Below are 22,775 nucleotides of genomic sequence, written 5' to 3'. Positions count from 1 at the left end.
TTTGTATATAAAATTGTTTTGTTAAATGTTTAGCATACTATTTTGAGATTTAATAATCATATTTTCTTAAAATGTTTTGATATTACATGTGCTTTATTTTTTAATTTCATTGATGTGGCGTGTTTAATTTGCATAAACATAATAATTTAGTTATTTACATATATAGTTTCTTTATTCAAATAATTTGTTATGTGATTAATAGTAATGCATAATGGTTCTATTTAGATAAAATCTGGAGAAAATTATGCCCCATTCTTATGATTCTTCTAGTATTAAGGTTCTTAAGGGTTTAGAAGCGGTTCGTAAACGTCCTGGAATGTACATTGGTGATACTGATGATGGTACTGGTTTACATCATATGGTATTTGAAGTAGTTGATAATGCTATTGATGAAGCTATTTCTGGTTATTGTAAAAAAATTGTTGTGATTATTCATATAGATGAATCTGTTTCTGTAGAAGATGATGGAAGAGGTATTCCTACAGGATTACATAAAGAAGAAGGAGTGTCTGCAGCTGAAGTTATTATGACTGTGTTGCATGCTGGTGGTAAATTTGATGATTCTTCTTATAAAGTATCAGGGGGTCTTCACGGAGTTGGGGTATCAGTAGTAAATGCTTTATCAAAAAAACTTAAATTAACTATTAAACGTGAAGGTAATATTTATCAACAGATATATCATGAAGGTGTACCAGAGTCACCTTTAAAAATAATAGGTGCTAGTAAGAATACTGGAACAACTGTACATTTTTGGCCTAATGATCAAATTTTTACAGGTAATATTTCATTTAAGTACACAACTTTAGCCACACGTTTACGAGAATTATCATTTCTTAATTCTGGAGTTTCTATTTTTTTATATGATCATCGACCTTTTAATTTAAGGCAAGATTCTTTTTGTTATAAAGGTGGTATTAAAGCTTTTGTGGAATATTTAAACAAAAATAAAACACCTATTCATCCTACCGTTTTTTATTTTTCAATGAAGAAAAATAAGGTTAATGTTGAAATAGCCTTGCAATGGAATGACGGTTTTCAGGAAAATATTTATTGTTTTACGAATAATATTCCACAACGTGATGGTGGAACTCATTTATCTGGATTTCGAAGTGCTATTACTCGCGCTATGCATTTTTATATGGATAAAGAAGGATATAATAAAAAATCTAAAATTATTACTATAGGTGATGATGCAAGGGAAGGATTAATTGCAATAGTATCTGTTAAAGTTTCAGATCCTAAATTTTCTTCTCAAACTAAAGATAAATTAGTTTCATCAGAAGTTAAGATAATAGTAGAATCTCTAACGTATGAAAAATTATTAGAATTTTTATTAGAAAATCCAATGGATGCTAAGATTATAGTGCATAAAATTATTCAAGCTGCGCGAGCACGTGAGGCAGTTCGTCGAGTACGAGAAATGACTCGTCGGAAAGGTGCTTTAGATTTAACAACTCTGCCTGGTAAGTTAGCAGATTGTCAGGAAAGAGATCCATTTTTGTCTGAATTATATTTAGTTGAAGGTGATTCAGCTGGTGGTTCTGCTAAACAAGGTCGTAATCGACGTAACCAAGCAGTTTTACCATTAAAAGGTAAAATCCTTAATGTAGAAAAAGCTAGATTTGATAAAATGATTTCCTCTCATGAAGTAGCTACATTGATTACTGCTCTTGGATGTGGCATTGGTAGGGAGGAATTTAATCTTGCTAAACTACGTTATCATAGCATTATTGTTATGACTGATGCTGATGTTGATGGGTCTCATATTAGAACTTTATTATTAACTTTTTTTTATCGACACATGCCTGAAATTATTGAACGTGGTCATGTTTTTATTGCTCAACCTCCTTTATATAAAGTTCAAAGAGGTAAGGAAGAAAAATATATTAAAGATGAAGATGCAATGCATCGTTATCAAATTTCAATAGCAGTGAACGATTCTATTTTGCATACTGATCTTTCTGGCACAGGTAGTACTTTATCTGGTCCTAAATTAGAAAAGTTAGTAACTGAATATTATGCGATGCGTAATATTATTGATAACATGAGCTGTTTTTATCCTGTTTTATTATTAGAAATGATAATGTATTCTTCTGTGTTAACTAAGAATGATTTAGAAGATGCAAATAAAATGTATAGTTGGACTAGGTTGTTGGTTAAAAAGTTGAATGATAATGCAACTATTGGTAGTAATTATAATTTTTCATTACGGAAAAATCTTTCTCTTAATTTATTTGAGCCTATGATATCTCTTAAAAAACACGGCTTAGATATAAATTATTTGTTGAGTTTTGATTTTATGAATAGTAAAGAATATTCAAAATTGGTTTCTTTTGGCAATAAATTAAATAATTTATTTTCATCTGATGTTTATGTACAACGTGGTAAAAATTATCATAAAGTTGCTTCTTTTGAAAAGACTATGGATTGGTTGATAAAAGAGTCTCAAAAAGGTTTAATTATACAGCGTTATAAGGGTTTGGGGGAAATGAATCCTGCACAATTATGGAGTACTACTATGGATCCTAAGAATCGTCGTATGTTACGTGTAACAATAAAAGATGCTTTTGCTGCTGATCAATTGTTTACTACCTTAATGGGTGATGCAGTGGAGCCTCGTCGTTTATTTATTGAAGAAAATGCGTTAAAAGTTATAAACATAGATATATGATTATTCTATTTATAGTATGTTATTTGTAAATCGATATAATTAAATTACTATTTTGAGATTGTATTTATGTAAAACATTTATATATGAAGGTTATTGTTGTTTAGTATTTTATTTATTTTTTTGAATTTTTGGATTTTGATCCTTCAATTAATTGAATAGTAATTGCAGTTTTGAATATTTTAAGTGGGTAAAAATTTAAAGTAATATACTTGATTTTGTATTATTAAAATGATATAACTCAACTGTTGAAGTTAGTTATAGGAGGTTTAAAATTATGAGAAATTTTGATTTTTCTCCATTGTATCGTTCTGTCATTGGATTTGATAGGTTAGTACATTTACTTGAAGCTGGTCAGGGTAATGGTGGTTATCCTCCGTACAATGTTGAATTAGTTAGTGAACATAAGTACTGTATTTCCATTGTAGTCGCTGGTTTTACGGATAGCGAATTAGAGATTACCGCAAATGACAATATCTTGACTGTTAAGGGTGATCATAGACATCATCAAAATGAAAAAAATTATTTGTATCAGGGTATTACCGATCATAATTTTGAATGTAAGTTTCAATTGGCTGAACATATTCAGATAACGGGAGCAAATTTGGAAAATGGTGTTTTGTACATACATTTACAGCATGTTGTACCAGAAACTTTAAAGGCTCGTCGTATTGAGATAAAATAGAATGAGAATTTGTGGAAAATAAGGGAAGGTATAAGTGATAAGTTATATTGTTTGTTGTGGATTTTTGGAGTAGATAAGTTATAAAGAAATGTGATTTTGAGGCGTATGTTTGTTTGGACAGAGTTATATGCTAGGGTAGGTGTTTATTTACATTATGATATCGAAGTCACATTTCAATTTTGAGAGTTTGTTTTTAAATTTTTATATTTTAGATTAGTTTTTGTGCTCGTAGTTCATTTTTCAGATATGCATAATAAATAGGAGCAGCTATTAGTCCTTCTATACCAAAGGTAGCTTCGAGCATTAACATAGCTAGCATTAATTCCCAAGGCTGAGCTTTAATGCGATTTCCGATTATTTCTGCGTTAAGTAAGTATTCTAGTTTATGTATGAGGACTAGATATATAAACATAATCCCCCCGATAGTCAATGAAATTGAAAGAGCAGAGAAAATTATTATAATGTTAGATATTAAATTGCCAACGATTGGTAGTAATCCTAAGACGAAAGTGATAATAACTAGTGTTTTTTCTAAAGGGAAATGTTTACCAAATAATGGGAAAATTATTATGATTGTGATAGCTGTAAGTAGTGTATTCATTATAGATATTTTAATTTGTGCAAAAACAATATTTCTAAATGCTTGTGAAAGATGATAAATACGTTCTAATAATTGTTTAGTAAAATATGTTGCATTTGTTAATGGTCTGCTTAGCGAGATGATAGCTCCAATTATAAAGCCAATAAATGATGTAATTATTCCATGTAGAAAAGAATGTCCCATATTTCGTATTATTGTTAAATTAGATTCAATTAAAGTAAATATTTGTTCTTTTAAATCTTGAATATCGTCTGGTAGAAAATAAAGAAATATATTAGGTATATGCTTTTTTACATTTAAAAAAATTTGATCAATTTTAGATATGATATTAATTCCTGTTTGAAGATCTTCCGTTATAAAACGAATTAAATTAATTATTACTAAAGTTACGGTTATTACTATCGTTGTAGTTATTAAAGTAACTACTATCCATCTTGCACTGTTATTATCTACGAATTGTTCAAACCATGGCGTTAGTGATATAATTATTTCATATACTAAAAATCCAGATATGAAACAGGGTAACAGATGCAATGGTATTATCATAATGATACATAAAAACATTAATAAATACGAAATGCTTTTTAGGCATATTTTTTTAGTAGTCATTTCATTTATTTGTATATTTTAAGTTTTACTTATCTTATATTTAATTGTTATTTATTAACAGAAAAATGAAGTATTATTTATTAAGTTTTAACATATACAAAATAATAATTTAGTTAGCATTGTACTATTATATTGTAAAATTAATGTTAATTTGTAATATAAAATATGAGGTATAGTTATGAGTTTTATTTATAATAATATTTATATTTATTGTGATGTGAAATTTAAAGTAGTATTTATTTAAATTTATTTTATTTTACCATGTAGCATGATTATTGAAATGCAAAAAGGCAATAGACAGACTTTATATGGATTAATCTTAGTTTTACAAAAGTATTGGATAAATAATGGTTGTGTTATTGTACAGCCATTAGATTTGGAGGTTGGAGCTGGTACTTCTCATCCTATGACTTTTTTTAAAGCAATTGGTCCTGAGCCATTTGCAACAGCGTATGTTCAGTTGTCACGTAGACCTAGTGATGGAAGATTTGGAAATAATTTAAATAGATTACAACAATTTTATCAATTTCAAGTTGTTATTAAACCGTCCCCTAAAGATATACAGATGTTGTATTTAAATTCTTTAAAGGAAATTGGATTAGATTTATTAAATAATGATATTCGTTTTGTAGAAGATGATTGGCAGAATCCTACTCTTGGTGCTTGGGGGTTAGGCTGGGAGGTTTGGTGGAATGGCATGGAAATAACTCAGTTAACTTATTTTCAACAGATGGGTGGATTAGAATGTAAGCCAGTAACAGGTGAGATTACTTATGGTATTGAAAGATTATCTATGATACTGCAAGCAGTAGATAAGGTCTATGATATAGTCTGGGGTGATAGTAAATTTGGGCCGGTGACTTACGGTGATTTATTTTATCAAAATGAAATAGAAAATTCTATTTATAATTTTGAATATAGTAATGTTGAGTTTTTATTTAAAATTTTTGAAGAATACGAGAGAGAAGCAGAGAGATTGATGTCATTGAATGTATCTTTGTTTATTCCTGCTTATGAATGTATTTTAAAAGGTATACATATTTTTAATTTACTAGATTCTCGTAAGGTGATTTCTAGTATAGAAAGACAAAATTATATTTTACGCATTTATGACATTATAAAAAAAATAGCAACAGCTTATTATTTTCATCGTAAATCTTTAGATTTTCCAATGTGTAATAATGATGTTAAATAACGGATTGATTTTATTTTATGAAGCATACTTTTCTTGTAGAAATTGGTACAGAAGAATTACCTCCTAGAAATTTACGAAAATTTGCTGAGGTTTTTGCCAATAATATTCATTGTGAATTTATTAAGGCTGGGATTTTACATGAAGAAGTGAATTGGTTTGCTTCACCTCGCCGTTTAGCAGCACAGGTTATCATGTTAATAAATTTATCTGTGTACAAACATCTTTGTAATGTTGGTTCTGGGATTTTGCAAGTTTTTGATAGTAATGGTTTGTCCTTATCAGAAGTGATCGAAGATTGGTCAAGTGATTATGGAATAGAGATTAAATATAACAATAAACATGTATCTTTTTTTGAAGGTAAATGGTTAATTTATAGAGAAATTTCAGAAGATATTAATTCTGTTAGCGATTTATTACGTGAAATAATATATCATGCATTAAAAAAAATATCTGCTACTCAAATGATGCGATGGGGAGCAAATGATTTTAGATTTATTCGACCGATACATACTTTAACAGTTTTACTAAATGATCAAGTAATTTTAGGAAATATTTTTGGTATTAATTTTGGTAGAATTATATATGGTCATCGGTTTATGGGAAAAGAGAAAATCTTTTTGGGTCATGCCAATGATTATTCACAAGTTTTGATGGAACAAGGTTGTGTTATTGTTGATTATGAATTACGCAAACAAATTATACGGACAGACATTGAAAAATCAGCCAAAAAAATTGGTGGCTTTGTTGTACTTCATGAGCAATTATTAGAAGAGGTCACTTCGTTAGTTGAATGGCCTGTTGTTCTTACAGGTAGTTTTGATAGTGTATTTTTACAATTGCCTGCTGAATTGTTGATTCATATTATGAAATGTGTTTATAAATTTTTTCCGGTGAATGATTTAAATGAAAAATTGCTTCCATATTTTATATTTGTTGTAAATATTAAATCTACTGATACAAGAAAAATTATTTTTGACAATGAACAATTGATTTATTCTAAGTTAATAGATGCTCTTTATTTTTTTAATAATGATTGTATTTTACGTTTAGAGGATTATTTACCTCGTTTAAATAATGTCTTATTTCATAAAAAGCTTGGGACTTTATTAGATAAAACAAAGCGTATTGAATATTTGTCATCTTGGTTAGTTACATTAATTGGTGGTGATGTTATAGAAATTGTTAGAGCAGCTCGATTGTCTAAATGTGATTTGTTAAGTGATGTAGTTAATGGGTTTCCTGAAGTTCAAGGGATAATAGGGATGTATTATGCCCGTCGAGATGGTGAATCAGAATTGGTTGCTTTAGCGCAAAAGGAGTATTATCAACCAAGATTTTCTACGGATAATTTGCCTGTATTACAGACTTCTTGTATTTTGGCTATAGTTGATAGAATTGATACCATATCGGGTATTTTTGTTATTCAAGATTATCCTAAAGGTAATAGAGATCCATTTGCGTTACGCAGAGCAGCTATTGCTGTATTACGTATAATTATAGAGAGAAAAATGTCTGTAAATTTGCCACTTTTAATTAGGGAATCTGTATCTCTTTATAATGCTCACGTGGTTATTAAAGATGTAGTGGATAAGATCATTGATTTTTTTATCAAGCGATTGTTGGTTTTTTATAAGGGTCAAGGATTTGAGATTGATATTATAAAAGCAACATTAATGTATAATTTAGTTAATCTTTCAAATTTTAATGAACGTGTACGATCAGTGTTTGATTTTAGTAAAACTGAAGAGTCAATAGTTCTTAAAAAGGTTATTAAAAGAATATCTATTATTCTTTCAAAGTCTAATATGGTATTTCATCAAGAACCGCAGAAATCTCTTTTAGAAAAATCAGATGAAATTGAGTTGTTTAATCAATTATTGAGCTTTAATGTTGCATTGGATGATATGGTTAGAGAAGGTCGTTATCTTGAAGTATTATATTATTTATCTAAATTAAGTAAATTTATTGATGCTTTTTTTGACCATGTGCTAGTTATGGTAGATAATAAGGAAGTTTGTATTAATAGGTTGTCTTTGCTACATAAGGCATATAAATTATTAACGATGGTGGCTGATCTTTCGTTGTTAGAGTAGTATTTTTTGTTTTCTAAATGTTTTAAAGGTCTCAAGCTATATAAGCTCGGGATATAATTCATCCCGAGCTTATATAGCTTGAGTAAAATAATCAATAATTTTTTTGGTTAAAACGTAACTCAGCTTCTTCCCAATTTATTATGTACCAGAACGCTTTTATATAATCTAAACGACGGTTTTGATATTTTAGGTAATATGCATGTTCCCAGATGTCTAATCCTATAATTGGATAACCTTCCGTCCCAGAAATTGTTCCCATAAGAGGATTATCTTGGTTAGCAGTAGTAACTATTTCTAACTCATTATTCTTTTTTATTAGCCATGTCCATCCTGAACCAAACCTATTCATGGCATTTTCTTCAAACATTGTTTTAAATTTCTCTAAATTTCCAAATTTTTTTTCTATAGCCTTCTTTAAGTTTCCGTGTAAAATCGTTCCTGGTTTTAAAAATGTCCAGAAAAGTTTATGATTAAAATGTCCTCCTGCATTATTTCTCAATATAGTTTTTTTATTTTCAGGTAATATATTTATTTTTTTTATTAACTCTTCAATATGTAAAATAGTAAGTTCAGGCATATCAATAAGTGCATCATTTGCTTTATCAATGTATGCTTGATGATGTTTTGTATGATGTATTTCCATTGTTTTACTGTCAAAAAATGGCTCCATAGCATTATAATTGTATTTTAATGATGGTAATTCAAAACTCATTGTTATATCTCCTCTATTTAGTAAAAATTTCGTTTTTCATCTATTTATCTAAAATAAATAGAAACACTGTTTAAAACAACATATTTCATTATGATACAATTTAACGCATTGTATCATAATATTATTCTTTTATCTTTATATTAATCTTGTTATATTTAAAGTATATTGAATATAGGGGTTATATTGTTTATCATTTTACGATATAGTATATTTATCGAATGTAAGTGTTTTAAAAGGTATTTTATCATACAGGGTTGTTTCTGATGTTTATTTATATTTTATAAATTAGAAGTGTTGATAATTTGTTAATTTATATTTTATATTATTTTTGTAATTTTGCACTGGTTGGGAAATGTATTTTTTGTTACTTTGTAATAATTAAATTGTTTATAATTAATTATGATTAATTCGTTATTGCTTTCTTATAAATTGCCTCCGTTTTCTTCTATTCGTATAAAAGATGGTGTTTCTGCAATGAGGAACGTGTTAAATTATTGTTATAATAATGTAGAGCAAGTATTAACAAAGAGCTCATCATTCAAGTGGGAAACTTTACATCAACCATTAGCCATTGCAGAAAATAAATTAAAATGTGTTTGGTCTCCCATAGTGCATTTGAATTCTGTTCAAAATAGTGAAATTACTCGTAAAGTTTATGAAGAATGTTTGCTTTTATTAGTAGAGTACAAAAATTGGTTTAGTCAACATTCTGGATTATATAGTGCTTATTATAATCTACGAAATGGAAGTTTTTATTCGCAATTGAATTCTTTTCAAAGAAAAGTAATAAATAATATTTTGCGTGATTTTAAATTATCAGGAATGACTTTATCGGCAAACAAGCAAAAGCGCTACAGAGAGATAGTATTTAGATTATCGGAATTAAGTGTGGTTTATAATAATAATGTTATTGATGCTACTATTAACTGGAAAAAATTGGTTTTTGATAAGGATTTATTATTAGGTATGCCTCAGCGTGATATAGATGAAGCTCGTTTTAGGGCTCATGTTTGTGGGTTAAATGGTTGGTTATTAACATTGCAAAATCCGTTTTATAGTTCCTTGATGACTTATTGTGAGAATAAGTTTTTACGTGAAGAGTGTTATTTAGCTTATCATACTCGTGCATCGCACAAGGGTCCTAATGCAGGTAAATGGGATAATGGTCCTATAATAAATGAAATTCTTATCTTAAGACATGAATTATCTTTATTACTTGGATTTGATAGTTATATTGATAAAGTTTTATTTACGAAGATGATAAATAATCCTAATCAGGTTTTATGTTTTTTAAATAAGTTAATTCCATCTATAAAGGCACAGGGAGAAAAAGAATGGCATCAATTAAAATCTTTTGTTAAAAAGTTTTTTGGTTATAAAACGCTATATCCATGGGATATAGCGTTTTATAAAGAAAAAGAAAAGCAATTTTTATTTTGCTTTAATGATGAACAATTGAGCAATTATTTTCCTGAAAGTAAAGTTATTAATGGTATGTTTGAAGTTGTACGTCGTGTTTATGGTATTAAAATTAAAAAACGTAATGATGTAGATGTATGGTATCCTGACGTACAATTTTTTGATGTATTTACTGAACACGATAATCAATATGAAGGTGGATTTTATTTAGATTTACATGTTCGTAGTAACAAATGTGATGGAGCGTGGATGGATGAATGTACAAGTGCCTTCCATACAGATAATATACGTCAAGATCCTGTAGCTTATTTAGTTTGTAATTTTCATCGCTCTATTGATAATCAAGAAACGCTATTAACTCATAGTGAAGTTCTTACTTTATTTCATGAATTTGGTCATGTTTTACATCATATAATGACTCGTATAAATATACCAGAAATATCTGGTATTAATGGCGTACCTCATGATGTTATTGAATTACCAAGTCAATTAATGGAATTTTTTTGTTGGGATGTTGATGTATTAGAATTAATTTCTAGTCATTATAAAACAGGTGAATCATTATCAAAGGAGTTATGCAAGAATTTAATTGCTTCTAGAAATTATCAGTCAGCTTCTTATATGTTAAATCAAATAATTTATAGTTTATTTGATTTTCATATTCATTATAAATTTTTGCCTAAAACAATATCACAATTTATGTCTATTCTTGTAAATATCAAAAATCAAATATCATTGTTGCCATCAATTAATGATGATTATTTTCCCCATACATTTAATCATATTTTTACTAACAATTATGGGGGTGGGTATTATGGGTATTTATGGAGTAATGTATTAGCAGCAAATGTTTGGTCTCTTTTTGAAGCGAGAGGAGTCTTTGATTATATGACAGGAAAATCTTTTTTGGATAATATCCTTGCAACCGGTGGAAGTGAAGATCCAATGGATATGTTTATTCGTGTATATGGATGTAAACCAAATATTAATATTATGTTAAAATACAATGGTATTTTAACATCTAGCAATTAGTTTGTTATTAAGTATTTAAAATATATTTTAAAAAGAACCAATATAAAATACCGGTAAGTGAAATGGCTATTGGCAATGTTAAAATCCAGGTTAATAAAATGTTTTTAATTGTTTTACTTTGTAAACCATAACCATGAGCGATCATGGTTCCTGTTACTGCTGATGATAAAATATGTGTTGTTGACATTGGTATTCCTGTATAACTTGCAATACTTATAGATATGCCGGTTGTTATTTGAGCTGATAGTCCTTGAGCATAGGTCATTTCTTTTTTTCCAATTTTCTCGCCAATTGTTGAAGTAATACGACGCCATCCAATTATGGTACCTAAAGATAAAGATATTGCGACTGCTATAATAATCCACATTGGCGCGTATTCTACTGTTATTAACAAGTTTTTGTGTATATTATGTAACATATGTTTTTCCATGTTTGATGTTTCTGGAATTTTAGATATTTGATCTGTAATGTTAGCTAAATATATGAGTATATTTCTTACATGTGATCTTTCCATTGGAGATATTTGATTATAATCATGGATATCTTTTAATAAAGATGTAATTATATTTATATTATTTATTATTTTGTCTTGGTCGTTATGAATGTTTTGTATTTGTGTTTGTTTGTGTAATGTAATGTTATTATCATTTTTTTTACTAAAATAATGTAATGGACAATAGGCCGTTTTGTTTGTTTTTGTCATTTCCATTATTTGATTATTATAATTTTCAAAAAATTTTGTAATTTTATCTGAATGTTGATTATAATATTCTTGTAAATGGTAGATTGCAATTTGTGTAGATTTAATCTCGTATCCATTAGCATTTAGATTTACCATAAATGTTTCTGGTATTACTCCTATTAGAATCAACATTATTAAACCAATTCCTTTTTGTCCATCATTAGCTCCATGAGAAAAACTTACTCCAGCAGCGGAAATAATTAGTGCAACACGCGGCCAAAATGCAGGTTGTCGCTTTCCATCTTTTTTCTTTTTTTCAGAGGGTGTAAGATGAATATAATGTTCTTTTTTTTTGTTGTTTAAGGAAAGGTATAATAAAGAAGTTATTAGTCCGCCAAGTATTAATCCTATTATTGGTGATATGATTAATGATATAATAATTTCAATTAGCTTGGATGTATTCAGTGTTTTTATAATTGAGTTGTTTGTGATGAGCGCGTTAATTATTCCAATTCCAATTATTGTGCCTATAAGTGTATGAGAAGAGGATGCTGGAAGACCAAAATACCATGTTCCTAGATTCCAGATGATTGCTGCTAATAACATGGAAAATATCATAGCTAAATAATGAGTAACGTTGCTTTCTGACAATAAGTTAATGGGAAGTAGATAAATTATGGTATATGCTACACTTAGCCCGCTCAAGATAACTCCTAGAAAATTAAATAAACTAGACATGATTACAGCTAATTTTGCTTTTAATGCACATGTATAAATTACAGTAGTTACTGAATTGGCGGTATCGTGGAAACCATTTATAAATTCATAAATTAATGTAAGAATTATAGCTCCTATTAGCATATGAGCTATATGGATATCTAAATCGTGAAAGAAATATGTTGTAAAATATTGCATTGTCGTTTAAAAGAGATTACATAGTATTTTATGTGAAGTGTTTTGGTAGGAAGAAAATATGATTTTTTTTAGTTTTCATTGTTCATTCAAAGATCATATTTTATAATTGGTAATTTTTAATGAAAAATTTTAATTTGTCAAATGTTGTCTTTTAATTTTGAAAAAATTTATTTCATAACTAGTTATGAAATAAATTTTTAGATTCTATTTATACTTAATCCTTGCCTTATAACAATTTTCTAACTGAATAAATTTTTACCACAATGATTGATAACTTTAATATTCCAAACAAATGTTGTATTTTATTTCAATTAATTAGATTAAATAAACCAGATGGTTTGTTTTTACTATTATGGCCAACTTTATGGTCTTTGTTTATAGTAAATAACGGTATGCCTAATTTATATTTATTTACAATTTTTGTTTTAGGTGTTTTTTTTACTCGTTCTATTGGTTGTTTAATTAATGATTTAATTGATCAGGATATTGATTGTTTGGTGAAACGTACTAAAAATCGCCCCTTTCCTTCTAACACTATAAACCATAAAAATTCCATTACACTATGTATTATATTGATTTTTATTTCTTTTATTTTAATTATTTTATTAAATAATTTATTAATATTTTTTTTGTCCTTAATGGCGCTTTTTTTAATATTTATTTATCCATATATAAAAAGATATTCTCATTTTCCACAGATAGTTTTAGGAATAGCTTTTAGTCTACCTGTTCCCATGGTGTTTATAACATTCAATGTGTCATTCAACAAGATATGTTGGTTACTATTTTTAGCTAATTTTACATGGACTATAGCTTATGATACTCAATATGCTATTGCTGATCGTGATGATGACATACGTATTAATATAAAATCTACTGCCATTTTTTTTGGAAAATTTGACAAATTTATAATTGCTTTATTACAAGTAGTTATGTTATTTTTATTTCTCATTATTGGTTTGCAAATGCATTTTAGATTTTTATTTTATTTTTCGCTTGTATTATCATTGATTATATTTATTTACCAACAAAAATTAATTGCAAATTGTGAGATGAATTCATGTATACGAGCTTTTTCATATAATAATTATGTTGGATTTTTAATATTTATTGGTATTTTATTAGGTTAATTATATTTTTATATTTTTTATTTATATTGGTATCAAGATTAATTGATAACTCAATCAGTATGTACGCTAAATGCAACCTTATTTTTTAATTTTGTACGCTGATAATAAGTAAAAATAAATATAATTTTCATTAATAGATCGGCTAATAATTTTGTTTATAAAATGAGTAATAAGAATTATTATTAATTGAAAGATATCAAGTAATTCTTATTATACAACATTTTTTACAAGTTCCATGAGCTTCAATGATGTCATAAGATATTTTAAAGTCGGAAGTATCAGCTAAATTTTGCAATATTTTTTTAACATCCTTTGTAATTTTTTCGATTACTTGATTGCAATTATCACAAATAAGAAAAGCAAATGTGTGTGCTGATTTCATAAAATGGTGGCAAATCATGAATTTATTTGTTGATTCTATACGGTGTATAAATTTTTGATTTAATAAAAAGTCAAGTGCTCGATAAATGGTAGATGGTTTTGCTTTTGGAATGGATTTTTTTAATAATTCTAGCAAATCATAAGCACTCATAGCTTTAGTTTGTTGTGATATTATACGTAAGACTTCTAGTCTTTGTGGAGTTAATCGTACGCATCTTTGGTTACATAAAGTTACTGCGTGGTTTAGTAAACATTGAATTTTAATGTTCATATTTCTTCCTAATTATAAAATATAATTTTGTGTTGTTTATTATAATATTATAATGTAAAAAAGTTCTTTTTGTGTTTTTATAATTTTGCTTTTTTAAATTTGGTTGATAATAAAAATTATTTTATTATTGGGATATTTTGTATATTAAGTATTATATATTTTATGTTATATTCAATATATTAATTAACTTTAATGTCTAAAATAGTTTTAATGTAATTTTGATTAAAAGATTATTTAAAATTCATATTTTTATTTGATTATCATTTTTTGATATTTGAATTTTATGTGTTAAATATCGCTATGACTATTTATAATATTTATATTCAAGTTTATAGTATATGATAGCGACTACTCTATTTAAATAAAGCGATTGTAGTATGAATAATTTTGATATAGTTTAATATTATTCATTTTATGTGAATAGTTACTTTTAACTTAATATATAAATATATTTAAATTTTTATTGTTATTTCGTTAGTTATTTTAATATTGAATTTATTTATTATTGTCGTATAATTCTAATCTTTAAGATATTCAAATTATTCTTTATGTTTCACAACTTTACGTATTTGTTTAAATATAAATACGTAATAACTGTATTATAAAATAATAATTTCAAAAGAACTTTAATCATATTGTCATAAAAATTACATATAGAATTTAGGATGATCATTTATGTCAGATCATGAAATTATTAAAACAGTATCTAATATTTGTAATGAACAGGTAGATAATTCAAAAATTCCTCCTTATTCTTTAGAAGCAGAACAATCAATTTTAGGGGGATTAATGTTAGATAATGAACATTGGGATAATATTTCTGAACGCATAGTAGATCATGATTTTTTTAATCACTCTCATAGATTAATTTTTCATGAAATGCAGTCTCTTTTAGAAATAAGCAAACCTATTGATTTAATAACATTAGCTGAATCTTTAGAACGAAAAGGAAAATTAGAAATAGTTGGAGGATTTGCATATCTTGCTGAATTATCCAAAAATGTTCCTAGTACTGCTAATATTTCTACTTATGCTGAAATTGTACATGAACGTGCAATTGTTAGAGAAATGATAAAAGTTGCTCGTGAAATTGCTGATTCTGGATATAATCCTAAAGGTCGTAGTAGTGATGAATTATTAGATTTAGCTGAATCAAGAATATTTAAAATTGCTTCGCAACGTGCTAAGAATAATATTAATCCTAAAGGTATTGATCGTATTCTTGAAGATACTATATCTCGTATTGAGAATTTTTGTCATAAACCGTATTGTAACATTACAGGTATTTCTAGCGGTTATAAAGATTTGGATAAAAAAACTAACGGTTTACAAAAATCTGATTTAATCATTGTTGCTGCACGACCTTCAATGGGTAAAACTACGTTTGCTATGAATTTATGTGAACACGCGGCCATGACAGAGCAAAAACCTGTATTAATTTTTAGTTTAGAAATGACGAGTGAACAAATTATGATTCGTATGTTGTCTTCTTTATCTCGTGTTGATCAGTTTCGTATTCGTACTGGGAAAATGGATGAAGAAGATTGGGCGCGGGTATCTAGTACTATAGGTCTTTTATTAGAAAAGCGTAATATATATATTGATGATTCTGCTTATTTGACTCCTGGTGATATGCGTTCTCGTTCTCGAAGAATATTTCGTGAACATGATGGTTTGAGTTTGATTATGGTTGATTATTTACAACTAATGAGAGTGCCATCTCTTTTTAATAATAGAACTCTAGAGATTACTGAAATATCTCGATCTTTAAAATCCTTAGCTAAAGAATTACAGGTTCCCGTGTTAGCTATTTCTCAATTAAATAGGAGTTTAGAACAAAGAACAGATAAACATCCTGTAAATTCTGATTTACGTGAGTCAGGAGCTATTGAACAAGATGCTGATTTAATAATATTTATTTACAGAGATGAGGTATATCATGAAAATAGTGATATGAAAGGCATTGCTGAAATAATTTTAGGTAAACAACGCAATGGTCCTATTGGTACTATAAGGTTGACTTTTAATGGGCAACTATCTCGTTTTGATAATTATGTAGGGTTATGAATTTATTGCTATTTGAATGTCAATTCAATATTTATTCTATAGTTGTATTGTTTTGATAGTTAGTAAAATAATAAGTTTGTTACATTTAAAAATTGTGTTTAATGAAGTTTTCATATTTGATTTTTTTTAAGATACAGCAAATCATTAAAGTAGGCTACATTAATAGTCTATTGTATTGTATATATTTAGATGATTGATGTTAAGTTATAGTATTTACAAAATTTAATATTTATTAGGGAATTTATTTTATGTTTTTAGTTTATAATTTATTAGTCTTAGTTTTGGTGTTTAGTAGTCTTTTAGATTTACAATAAATTTTAAAATATTTATATTAATTGCATTTGTAAATACAAATAATGATAATTTTGTAATGGAGATTATTTATGGTTAGTAGAGGGATTAATAAGGTTATTTTAATAGGTAATCTTGGTCAAGATCCTGAAATACGTTATATGTCAAATGGTAATCCAGTAGTTAATTTAACATTAGCTACTAGTGATAATTGGAAAGATAAGCAAACTGGCGAAATGAGAGAAAAAACTGAATGGCATCGTGTAGTATTATTTGGGAAATTAGCTGAGGTTGCTAGAGAATATTTACATAAAGGATCTCAAATATATATTGAAGGCTCTTTGCAAACTCGTAAATGGCAAGATCAACATGGTTATGATCGTTATATTACTGAAGTAATAGTGAATCTTACTGGTACTATGCAAATGTTAGGTGGTCGTCAGGAAGCAAAAAATGTTATACCAATGACATCTTCTAATGAAGATATTGGTGTTAAAACTGTGGAAAATAATATTTCTTCTGATTTAGATTTAGATGATATTCCTTTTTAAGTTGATTCTTAAATTATATATTTGTTAAGAAGATTTACGTTATATAAATTAGTTTTTTGTAGTATTTATATATTTTAAGTAGGTAAATATTTATGATTTGTTTAAGAATAGTTGAATACAGAACTTGATCATATTTTTGTTAAGGTTAATTTGGTTTCTTTTATGGTAAATTTTTATTTGATTTAAAGTGCACTCTAAGTATTGAGGTATAAATTAGGATTTACTAAAATATCTTTTCTATATTTTTCAGTTGTAAATACTTTACAACTGAAAAAGCTTCATTATGCAAAATTTGTTTTTTATTGATCGTTGTATTTTTGTTAAGTATTGGTGAATAGTATAACTTTTCAATTGTAATATTTTAAATTATTGGTTTTTGTTTGTATTTTGTTTTATGTTTGTTATTGTTTTTATGTAGTTTGAAGAATTTGAGTATGGAAATTTTTTTTACAATTCTTATCCTTACTTTAGTTGTATCTCTTTCGGGAATTATAACTCGAATTTTACCATTTGAAATACCACTTCCATTAGTGCAAATTGGATTAGGCGCCCTATTAGCATTGCCAAAAATTGGTTTGCATGTAGATTTTAATCCTGAGTTATTTCTAGTATTGTTTATCCCTCCATTGTTATTTTCTGATGGTTGGAAGACTCCGTTACGTGAATTTTTGAGATATGTTGGAGAAATTCTTGCATTAGCTTTGGTATTAGTGATCATTACTGTTGTTGGTATTGGATATTTAATTTACTGGATAATTCCAGGGATACCGCTTGTAGCGGCATTGGCACTGGCAGCTGTGTTATCACCTACTGATGCGGTAGCATTATCTGGGATAGTAGGAGAGGGACGCATCCCAAAAAAAATAATGGATATTTTACAAGGAGAAGCTCTTATGAATGATGCATCTGGATTAGTTTCGTTAAAATTTGCAATTGCGGTTGCAATGCATACTATGGTGTTTACTATTGGTGGAGCATCATTAGAATTTATTAAAGTGTCAATTGGTGGATTATTATCAGGTATACTTGTTACTTGGGGATACAGTAAATCGTTAAGATATATTATTCGTTGGAGTGGTGGAGATTCAGTCATTCAAACTGTGCTATTGTTATTATTACCTTTTGCCACTTATTTAATTGCTGAACATGTTGGTGTGTCTGGTATTTTAGCAGCTGTATCTTCTGGAATGACTATTGGTCAATCTAATGTTATTCGTCATGCTCCATTAGCAATGCGTTTACGAGGTAATAATGTTTGGACAATGTTAGAATTTGTATTTAATGGTATGGTTTTTATTATGTTAGGTTTACAATTACCTGGTATTGTATCAACATCTATTATGCAAGCTAAAATGGATCCTACTATTCAGGCTTGGATGCTTTTTGTGTATGTATTTTTTATTTATGTTGCTTTGATAATGTTGCGTTTTACTTGGTTGTGGTTGATGAAACGAATAAGTTTGCGTTTAATGCAAAAAAGACCTTTAGTATTTTCTACTTATGATATACGAGATATCTTAATTGCTTCTTTTGCTGGTGTTCGTGGATCTATTACTTTGGCTGGGGTCTTATCTATTCCATTATTTTTAAATAATGGAATAGAATTTCCATTTCGTTATCAACTTGTTTTCATAGCTACTGGTGTTATTTTATTATCTTTATTTTTTAGTTTTTTAATTCTTCCATTATTATTACGTGGAATAGTTATTTCAGATAAAACATTACAGCGTATGGAAGAACGAATGGCACGTGTAGTAGCTGCTGAAGTAGCTATTGAGAGTTTATGTAAATTGGAAGAGCGTTTATTAAATAGTCAAGAGGAAAATATAGATAAACAAATTTTAAATGAAGTGAGCGCTAAGGTTATGGGTAATTTACGTCGTCGAATTGATGATAATAGCGAGGCTGGTAATTATTCTTTAGCGGAAGATTTAGAGAGACGTATGAGATTAAACGTATTACGTGCAGAGCGTGGTGAGTATTATCATTTACGAGCACAACAAAAAATTAGTAATGAGACTTTGATTAAGTTATTACATGATTTAGATTTATTAGAAGCATTATTAATAGAACGAGATTAATAATATCAATATTAGTTTTTACATATATGTATATTAATAGTTAATTTAGATAAAGATTTAAATTTTAACGTTAAGTTTGGTTTATATATTGAATTTTGATATTGTTAATTATTTAAAATGTAGGTTTTTAATTTTTACGAAATATTAAATATAATCAAAACTTCTTATATATTTTAGATGTAATTTTTTGTATTTACTGTATAAAAGTTGTATTATTTTATAGGTATATAGTATTTTGTTATTTTAAGATAATATTTAGATTTTGTTTTTGTTTAAGTTAATTTAATTGAAAATTAGTTTGGTTAAATTTAATTGGATATTGAAATTTATTAATGCAATATTAATAGATTATCATTTGTGTTTATATAAAATAAAAAGAAACACTCCTATATAAAGGTGTTATTATGAAGAAGATAAAAATTACGCTTGCTTGGCAAATATTTATTGCTTTAATTTCAGGAGTTATTGTAGGCGCATTATTACATAATCAAGGTAATATTAAAGATTGGATAATTTGTACTTTTCTTTCACCTGCTGGAGAAGTCTTTGTTAGAATGATTAAAATGATTGTGATACCTATAGTTATGGCTACTTTAGTAACTGGTATTGCGGGTATTGGTGATGTGAAAAAATTAGGTAGTATTGGTTTTAAGACTATTGTTTATTTTGAAATAATTACTACTCTTGCAATTGTTCTTGGGGTAACATTTGCTAATATATTTAATCCGGGTAAAGGAATTGATATGTCTATTTTATCAACTACAGATATATCAATGTATACGCAAACAGCATCTGATCTTCAATCTAGTGGTTATAATTTAATTAATACCTTTTTATCGTTAATTCCGTCTAATATTATTGATTCAATGGCAAAAGGGGATATATTGCCTGTGATTTTCTTTTCTATAATTTTTGGTCTTAGTTTGGCAATAATTCCAGAATCTGATAAGCAACCTTTATTACAGATTTTTAGTTCAACGGCTGAAACTATGTTTAAGGTAACTGATATAGTTATGCGTTATGCTCCTGTTGGAGTTTTTGCTTTAATTTCTGTTACAGTTGCTACTTTTGGTTTTAGTTCATTAGTGCCTTTGACTAAATTAGTATTATTAGTATATGGTGCAATTATTTTTTTTGCTTTAGTGGTTTTAGGTATTGTAGCTCGTATATGTGGTCTTCGAATTTGGACTTTGATTTTTATTTTAAAAGAAGAATTAATATTATCTTTTTCTACTGCCAGTTCGGAAAGTGTATTACCTCGTATTATTGAGAAAATGGAAGCTTATGGTGCTCCGTCAATAATTACAGGTTTTGTAGTACCTACGGGATATTCTTTTAATTTAGATGGATCTACTTTGTATCAAAGTATTGCAGCTATTTTTATTGCTCAGTTATATGGCATAGAATTATCTTTAACTCAAGAAATTATCTTAGTGTTAACTTTGATGGTGACTTCTAAGGGTATAGCTGGTGTTCCTGGAGTATCTTTTGTAGTATTATTAGCTACGTTGGGGAGTGTGGGTATTCCTTTAGAAGGTTTAGCTTTTATTGCGGGAGTTGATCGTATTCTTGATATGGCGCGCACAGCATTAAATGTAGTTGGTAATGCTTTAGCTGTATTGGTAATAGCTAAATGGGAGAATCAGTATAATGATGTTCAAGCTTTATCATATGAGGAAGAAATATTGACGAATAAAGGTTCATAAGGATGTAATTTTCTATATTTTGTGATTTAAGAATTTTGGAATTAATTTTTATAATTTTGAGTTTGTACTTCTTATAAATATTCGAACCGTGAACTATGACAGTTCACGGTGGGATTGTGGTTTAGTTTTGAGTGATTGTAATTTAAGTTTAAATACTGACAAGAATTAAGCAATTGAAAGATGTCAGATTTAGTATGTATTTATTTTATTTTTAATTTTATATAATTTAAATGTTTTGACGTATTGCGATTGCATCGATTTCTATTCCTGCATTTTTAGGTAGATTTGATACTTCAATACAAGAACGAGCTGGTAGAGGAGCGTTGTTTCTTTGAAAAAAAGTTTTATACGCACTGTTTATTGTAGTTAATTCATTAATATCAGTAATAAATAAAGTTACTTTAGCGATATGATCAACTCTTAAGTTAATTTTCTTTAAAATTTTTTTTATCTTTATTAAAGCTTGTTTTGTTTGACAACTAATTGAGTTAAATGTTTGCTTATTTTTTTTAAGAGGGATACCAATTTGCCCAGAAATAAATATTATATTACCTGTGTCTATTGCTGATGGATAAGTTGTTATTTCTTTTATACCATCTTTGTAGATTTTTATCATATTTGTTTTTATTTTCCTGGTGTAATTTAAATGTTTGGGGATAAAGTAGCTACCATTAATGCTTTTACTGTATGTAATCTGTTTTCTGCTTGATCAAAAACTATACTGTACGATGATTCAAAGATATCATTTGTAACTTCTAAACCATCGGTTAAGTGAAATTGTTGAGCTATTTTTTTGCCTACAATAGTTTGATCATCGTGGAATGCTGGTAAACAATGTAAAAATTTTACATTTGGATTGCCTGTTTGGTATATCATTGATCTGTTTACTTGATAATCACGTAACAAAGAAATTCTTTTTTGCCATACTTTTTCATTTTCTCCCATAGAAACCCATACATCAGTATATAAGAAATCAACATCTTTTACTCCTTTTTCAATATCTTCTGTCAGTGTTATATTGCCTTGGTTAGATATTGCCATTTCTTTACACGTATTAAATAAATTTTGTATTGGCCAACAAATATTTGGAGCCACAAGTCTTAAATCTATGCCAGTTAATGCGGCAGCTTCTAATAAAGAATTACCCATATTATTACGTGCATCACCAACATATGCTAATTTCATTTGATTAAATGTTTTATTGGGCCATTGCTCCTGCATTGTCATTAAATCCGCTAGCAATTGGGTTGGATGAAATTCGGCAGTAAGACCATTCCAAACTGGAATACCTGCATTTTGTGCAAATGTTTTTACAGTATTTTGATTATATCCTCTGTATTGAATACCATCATATATACGTCCTAATATTTTGGCTGTGTCTTTTATGGATTCCTTATGTCCAATTTGACTAATGCTTGGAGTTAAACATGTTGTATGAGCTCCTTGGTCAAAAGCAGCTACTTCGAAAGAACACCTAGTACGAGTTGAATTATTTTCAAATATAAGCACTATGTTTTTATTTACTAAGTGTTGAATTTCTTGTTTTATTTGCCTTTGTCTTTTTAGATTAAAAGCTAATGTTATCAATTGATTAATTTCGTCACTTGAACAGTCCATTAGTCTTGTGAAGGATCTTTGATATAAGTTGTTCATATTTTCTCATGATTTTGTGAAATTTTATTTAAG

At 27.7% G+C, this 22,775-nt stretch carries 16 protein-coding genes; 10 read left to right on the top strand and 6 right to left on the bottom strand.

The features are described from left to right. Window positions 1–244 precede the first annotated feature (244 nt). Together gyrB and ibpA are read left to right on the top strand one after the other, a co-directional pair. Window positions 245–2,671 (top strand): DNA topoisomerase (ATP-hydrolyzing) subunit B, encoded by a 2,427-nt coding sequence (gene gyrB / locus GN160_RS02135; RefSeq protein ID WP_192380015.1) that lies wholly within the window; start codon window positions 245–247, stop codon window positions 2,669–2,671. Between the two features lie 274 nt (window positions 2,672–2,945). Beyond that, entirely contained in the window at window positions 2,946–3,353 is a 408-nt protein-coding gene (ibpA, locus tag GN160_RS02130; protein WP_192380013.1) for a small heat shock chaperone IbpA, read from the top strand. Window positions 3,354–3,561: 208 nt separating this feature from the next. Here the strand turns inward: ibpA and GN160_RS02125 are convergent, their stop codons facing one another. Further along, entirely contained in the window at window positions 3,562–4,563 is a 1,002-nt protein-coding gene (locus tag GN160_RS02125) for an AI-2E family transporter (protein ID WP_192380011.1), read from the bottom strand. 280 nt (window positions 4,564–4,843) lie between these two features. On the opposite strand from GN160_RS02125, the gene glyQ reads away from it, so the two are divergent. Continuing rightward, window positions 4,844–5,758, top strand: coding sequence for a glycine--tRNA ligase subunit alpha (gene glyQ, locus GN160_RS02120; RefSeq protein ID WP_192380877.1), 915 nt, complete (start codon window positions 4,844–4,846; stop codon window positions 5,756–5,758). Between the two features lie 17 nt (window positions 5,759–5,775). Further along, on the top strand, window positions 5,776–7,851 hold the full coding sequence (gene glyS, locus GN160_RS02115) for a glycine--tRNA ligase subunit beta (RefSeq protein WP_192380009.1): 2,076 nt from the start codon (window positions 5,776–5,778) through the stop codon (window positions 7,849–7,851). Window positions 7,852–7,942: 91 nt separating this feature from the next. On the opposite strand, the gene GN160_RS02110 is transcribed toward glyS, so the two are convergent. Next, window positions 7,943–8,563, bottom strand: coding sequence for a Fe-Mn family superoxide dismutase (locus tag GN160_RS02110; protein WP_192380007.1), 621 nt, complete (start codon window positions 8,561–8,563; stop codon window positions 7,943–7,945). A gap of 399 nt (window positions 8,564–8,962) precedes the next feature. On the opposite strand from GN160_RS02110, the gene GN160_RS02105 reads away from it, so the two are divergent. Then, window positions 8,963–11,014: a M3 family metallopeptidase gene (locus tag GN160_RS02105; RefSeq protein WP_192380006.1), complete on the top strand. Its 2,052-nt coding sequence runs from the start codon at window positions 8,963–8,965 to the stop codon at window positions 11,012–11,014. 7 nt (window positions 11,015–11,021) lie between these two features. On the opposite strand, the gene GN160_RS02100 is transcribed toward GN160_RS02105, so the two are convergent. Further along, window positions 11,022–12,611 (bottom strand): inorganic phosphate transporter, encoded by a 1,590-nt coding sequence (locus tag GN160_RS02100; RefSeq protein WP_192380004.1) that lies wholly within the window; start codon window positions 12,609–12,611, stop codon window positions 11,022–11,024. A gap of 263 nt (window positions 12,612–12,874) precedes the next feature. On the opposite strand from GN160_RS02100, the gene ubiA reads away from it, so the two are divergent. After that, window positions 12,875–13,741, top strand: coding sequence for a 4-hydroxybenzoate octaprenyltransferase (gene ubiA / locus GN160_RS02095; RefSeq protein ID WP_192380002.1), 867 nt, complete (start codon window positions 12,875–12,877; stop codon window positions 13,739–13,741). 196 nt (window positions 13,742–13,937) lie between these two features. Here the strand turns inward: ubiA and zur are convergent, their stop codons facing one another. Next, window positions 13,938–14,393 carry a zinc uptake transcriptional repressor Zur gene (gene zur, locus GN160_RS02090; protein WP_192380000.1) on the bottom strand — a complete coding sequence of 152 codons (456 nt, stop codon included), beginning with the start codon at window positions 14,391–14,393 and terminating at the stop codon, window positions 13,938–13,940. Window positions 14,394–15,068: 675 nt separating this feature from the next. On the opposite strand from zur, the gene dnaB reads away from it, so the two are divergent. From dnaB to gltP, 4 genes are all read left to right on the top strand, one after another. Next, window positions 15,069–16,460 (top strand): replicative DNA helicase, encoded by a 1,392-nt coding sequence (gene dnaB, locus GN160_RS02085; protein ID WP_192379998.1) that lies wholly within the window; start codon window positions 15,069–15,071, stop codon window positions 16,458–16,460. 383 nt (window positions 16,461–16,843) lie between these two features. After that, on the top strand, window positions 16,844–17,302 hold the full coding sequence (gene ssb / locus GN160_RS02080) for a single-stranded DNA-binding protein (protein ID WP_192379996.1): 459 nt from the start codon (window positions 16,844–16,846) through the stop codon (window positions 17,300–17,302). Between the two features lie 434 nt (window positions 17,303–17,736). Further along, window positions 17,737–19,383 carry a Na+/H+ antiporter gene (locus tag GN160_RS02075; RefSeq protein ID WP_192379994.1) on the top strand — a complete coding sequence of 549 codons (1,647 nt, stop codon included), beginning with the start codon at window positions 17,737–17,739 and terminating at the stop codon, window positions 19,381–19,383. A gap of 404 nt (window positions 19,384–19,787) precedes the next feature. Continuing rightward, complete coding sequence (gene gltP / locus GN160_RS02070; protein WP_192379992.1) at window positions 19,788–21,089, top strand: glutamate/aspartate:proton symporter GltP; 1,302 nt, start codon at window positions 19,788–19,790, stop codon at window positions 21,087–21,089. A gap of 226 nt (window positions 21,090–21,315) precedes the next feature. Here gltP and GN160_RS02065 read toward each other — a convergent pair whose 3' ends face one another. Both GN160_RS02065 and argF read right to left on the bottom strand, forming a co-directional pair. After that, window positions 21,316–21,705, bottom strand: coding sequence for a Rid family detoxifying hydrolase (locus GN160_RS02065; protein WP_192379990.1), 390 nt, complete (start codon window positions 21,703–21,705; stop codon window positions 21,316–21,318). Between the two features lie 26 nt (window positions 21,706–21,731). Continuing rightward, window positions 21,732–22,742, bottom strand: a complete 1,011-nt coding sequence (gene argF / locus GN160_RS02060) for an ornithine carbamoyltransferase (RefSeq protein WP_192379988.1) — start codon at window positions 22,740–22,742, stop codon at window positions 21,732–21,734. Window positions 22,743–22,775: the final 33 nt, after the last annotated feature.

Origin of the sequence: Blochmannia endosymbiont of Colobopsis nipponica (assembly GCF_014857065.1) — a bacterium.
Classification (GTDB): domain Bacteria; phylum Pseudomonadota; class Gammaproteobacteria; order Enterobacterales; family Enterobacteriaceae; genus Blochmanniella.
The sequence above is the reverse complement of the archived record's forward strand: the minus strand, read 5'-3'. Positions and strand labels throughout refer to the sequence as shown.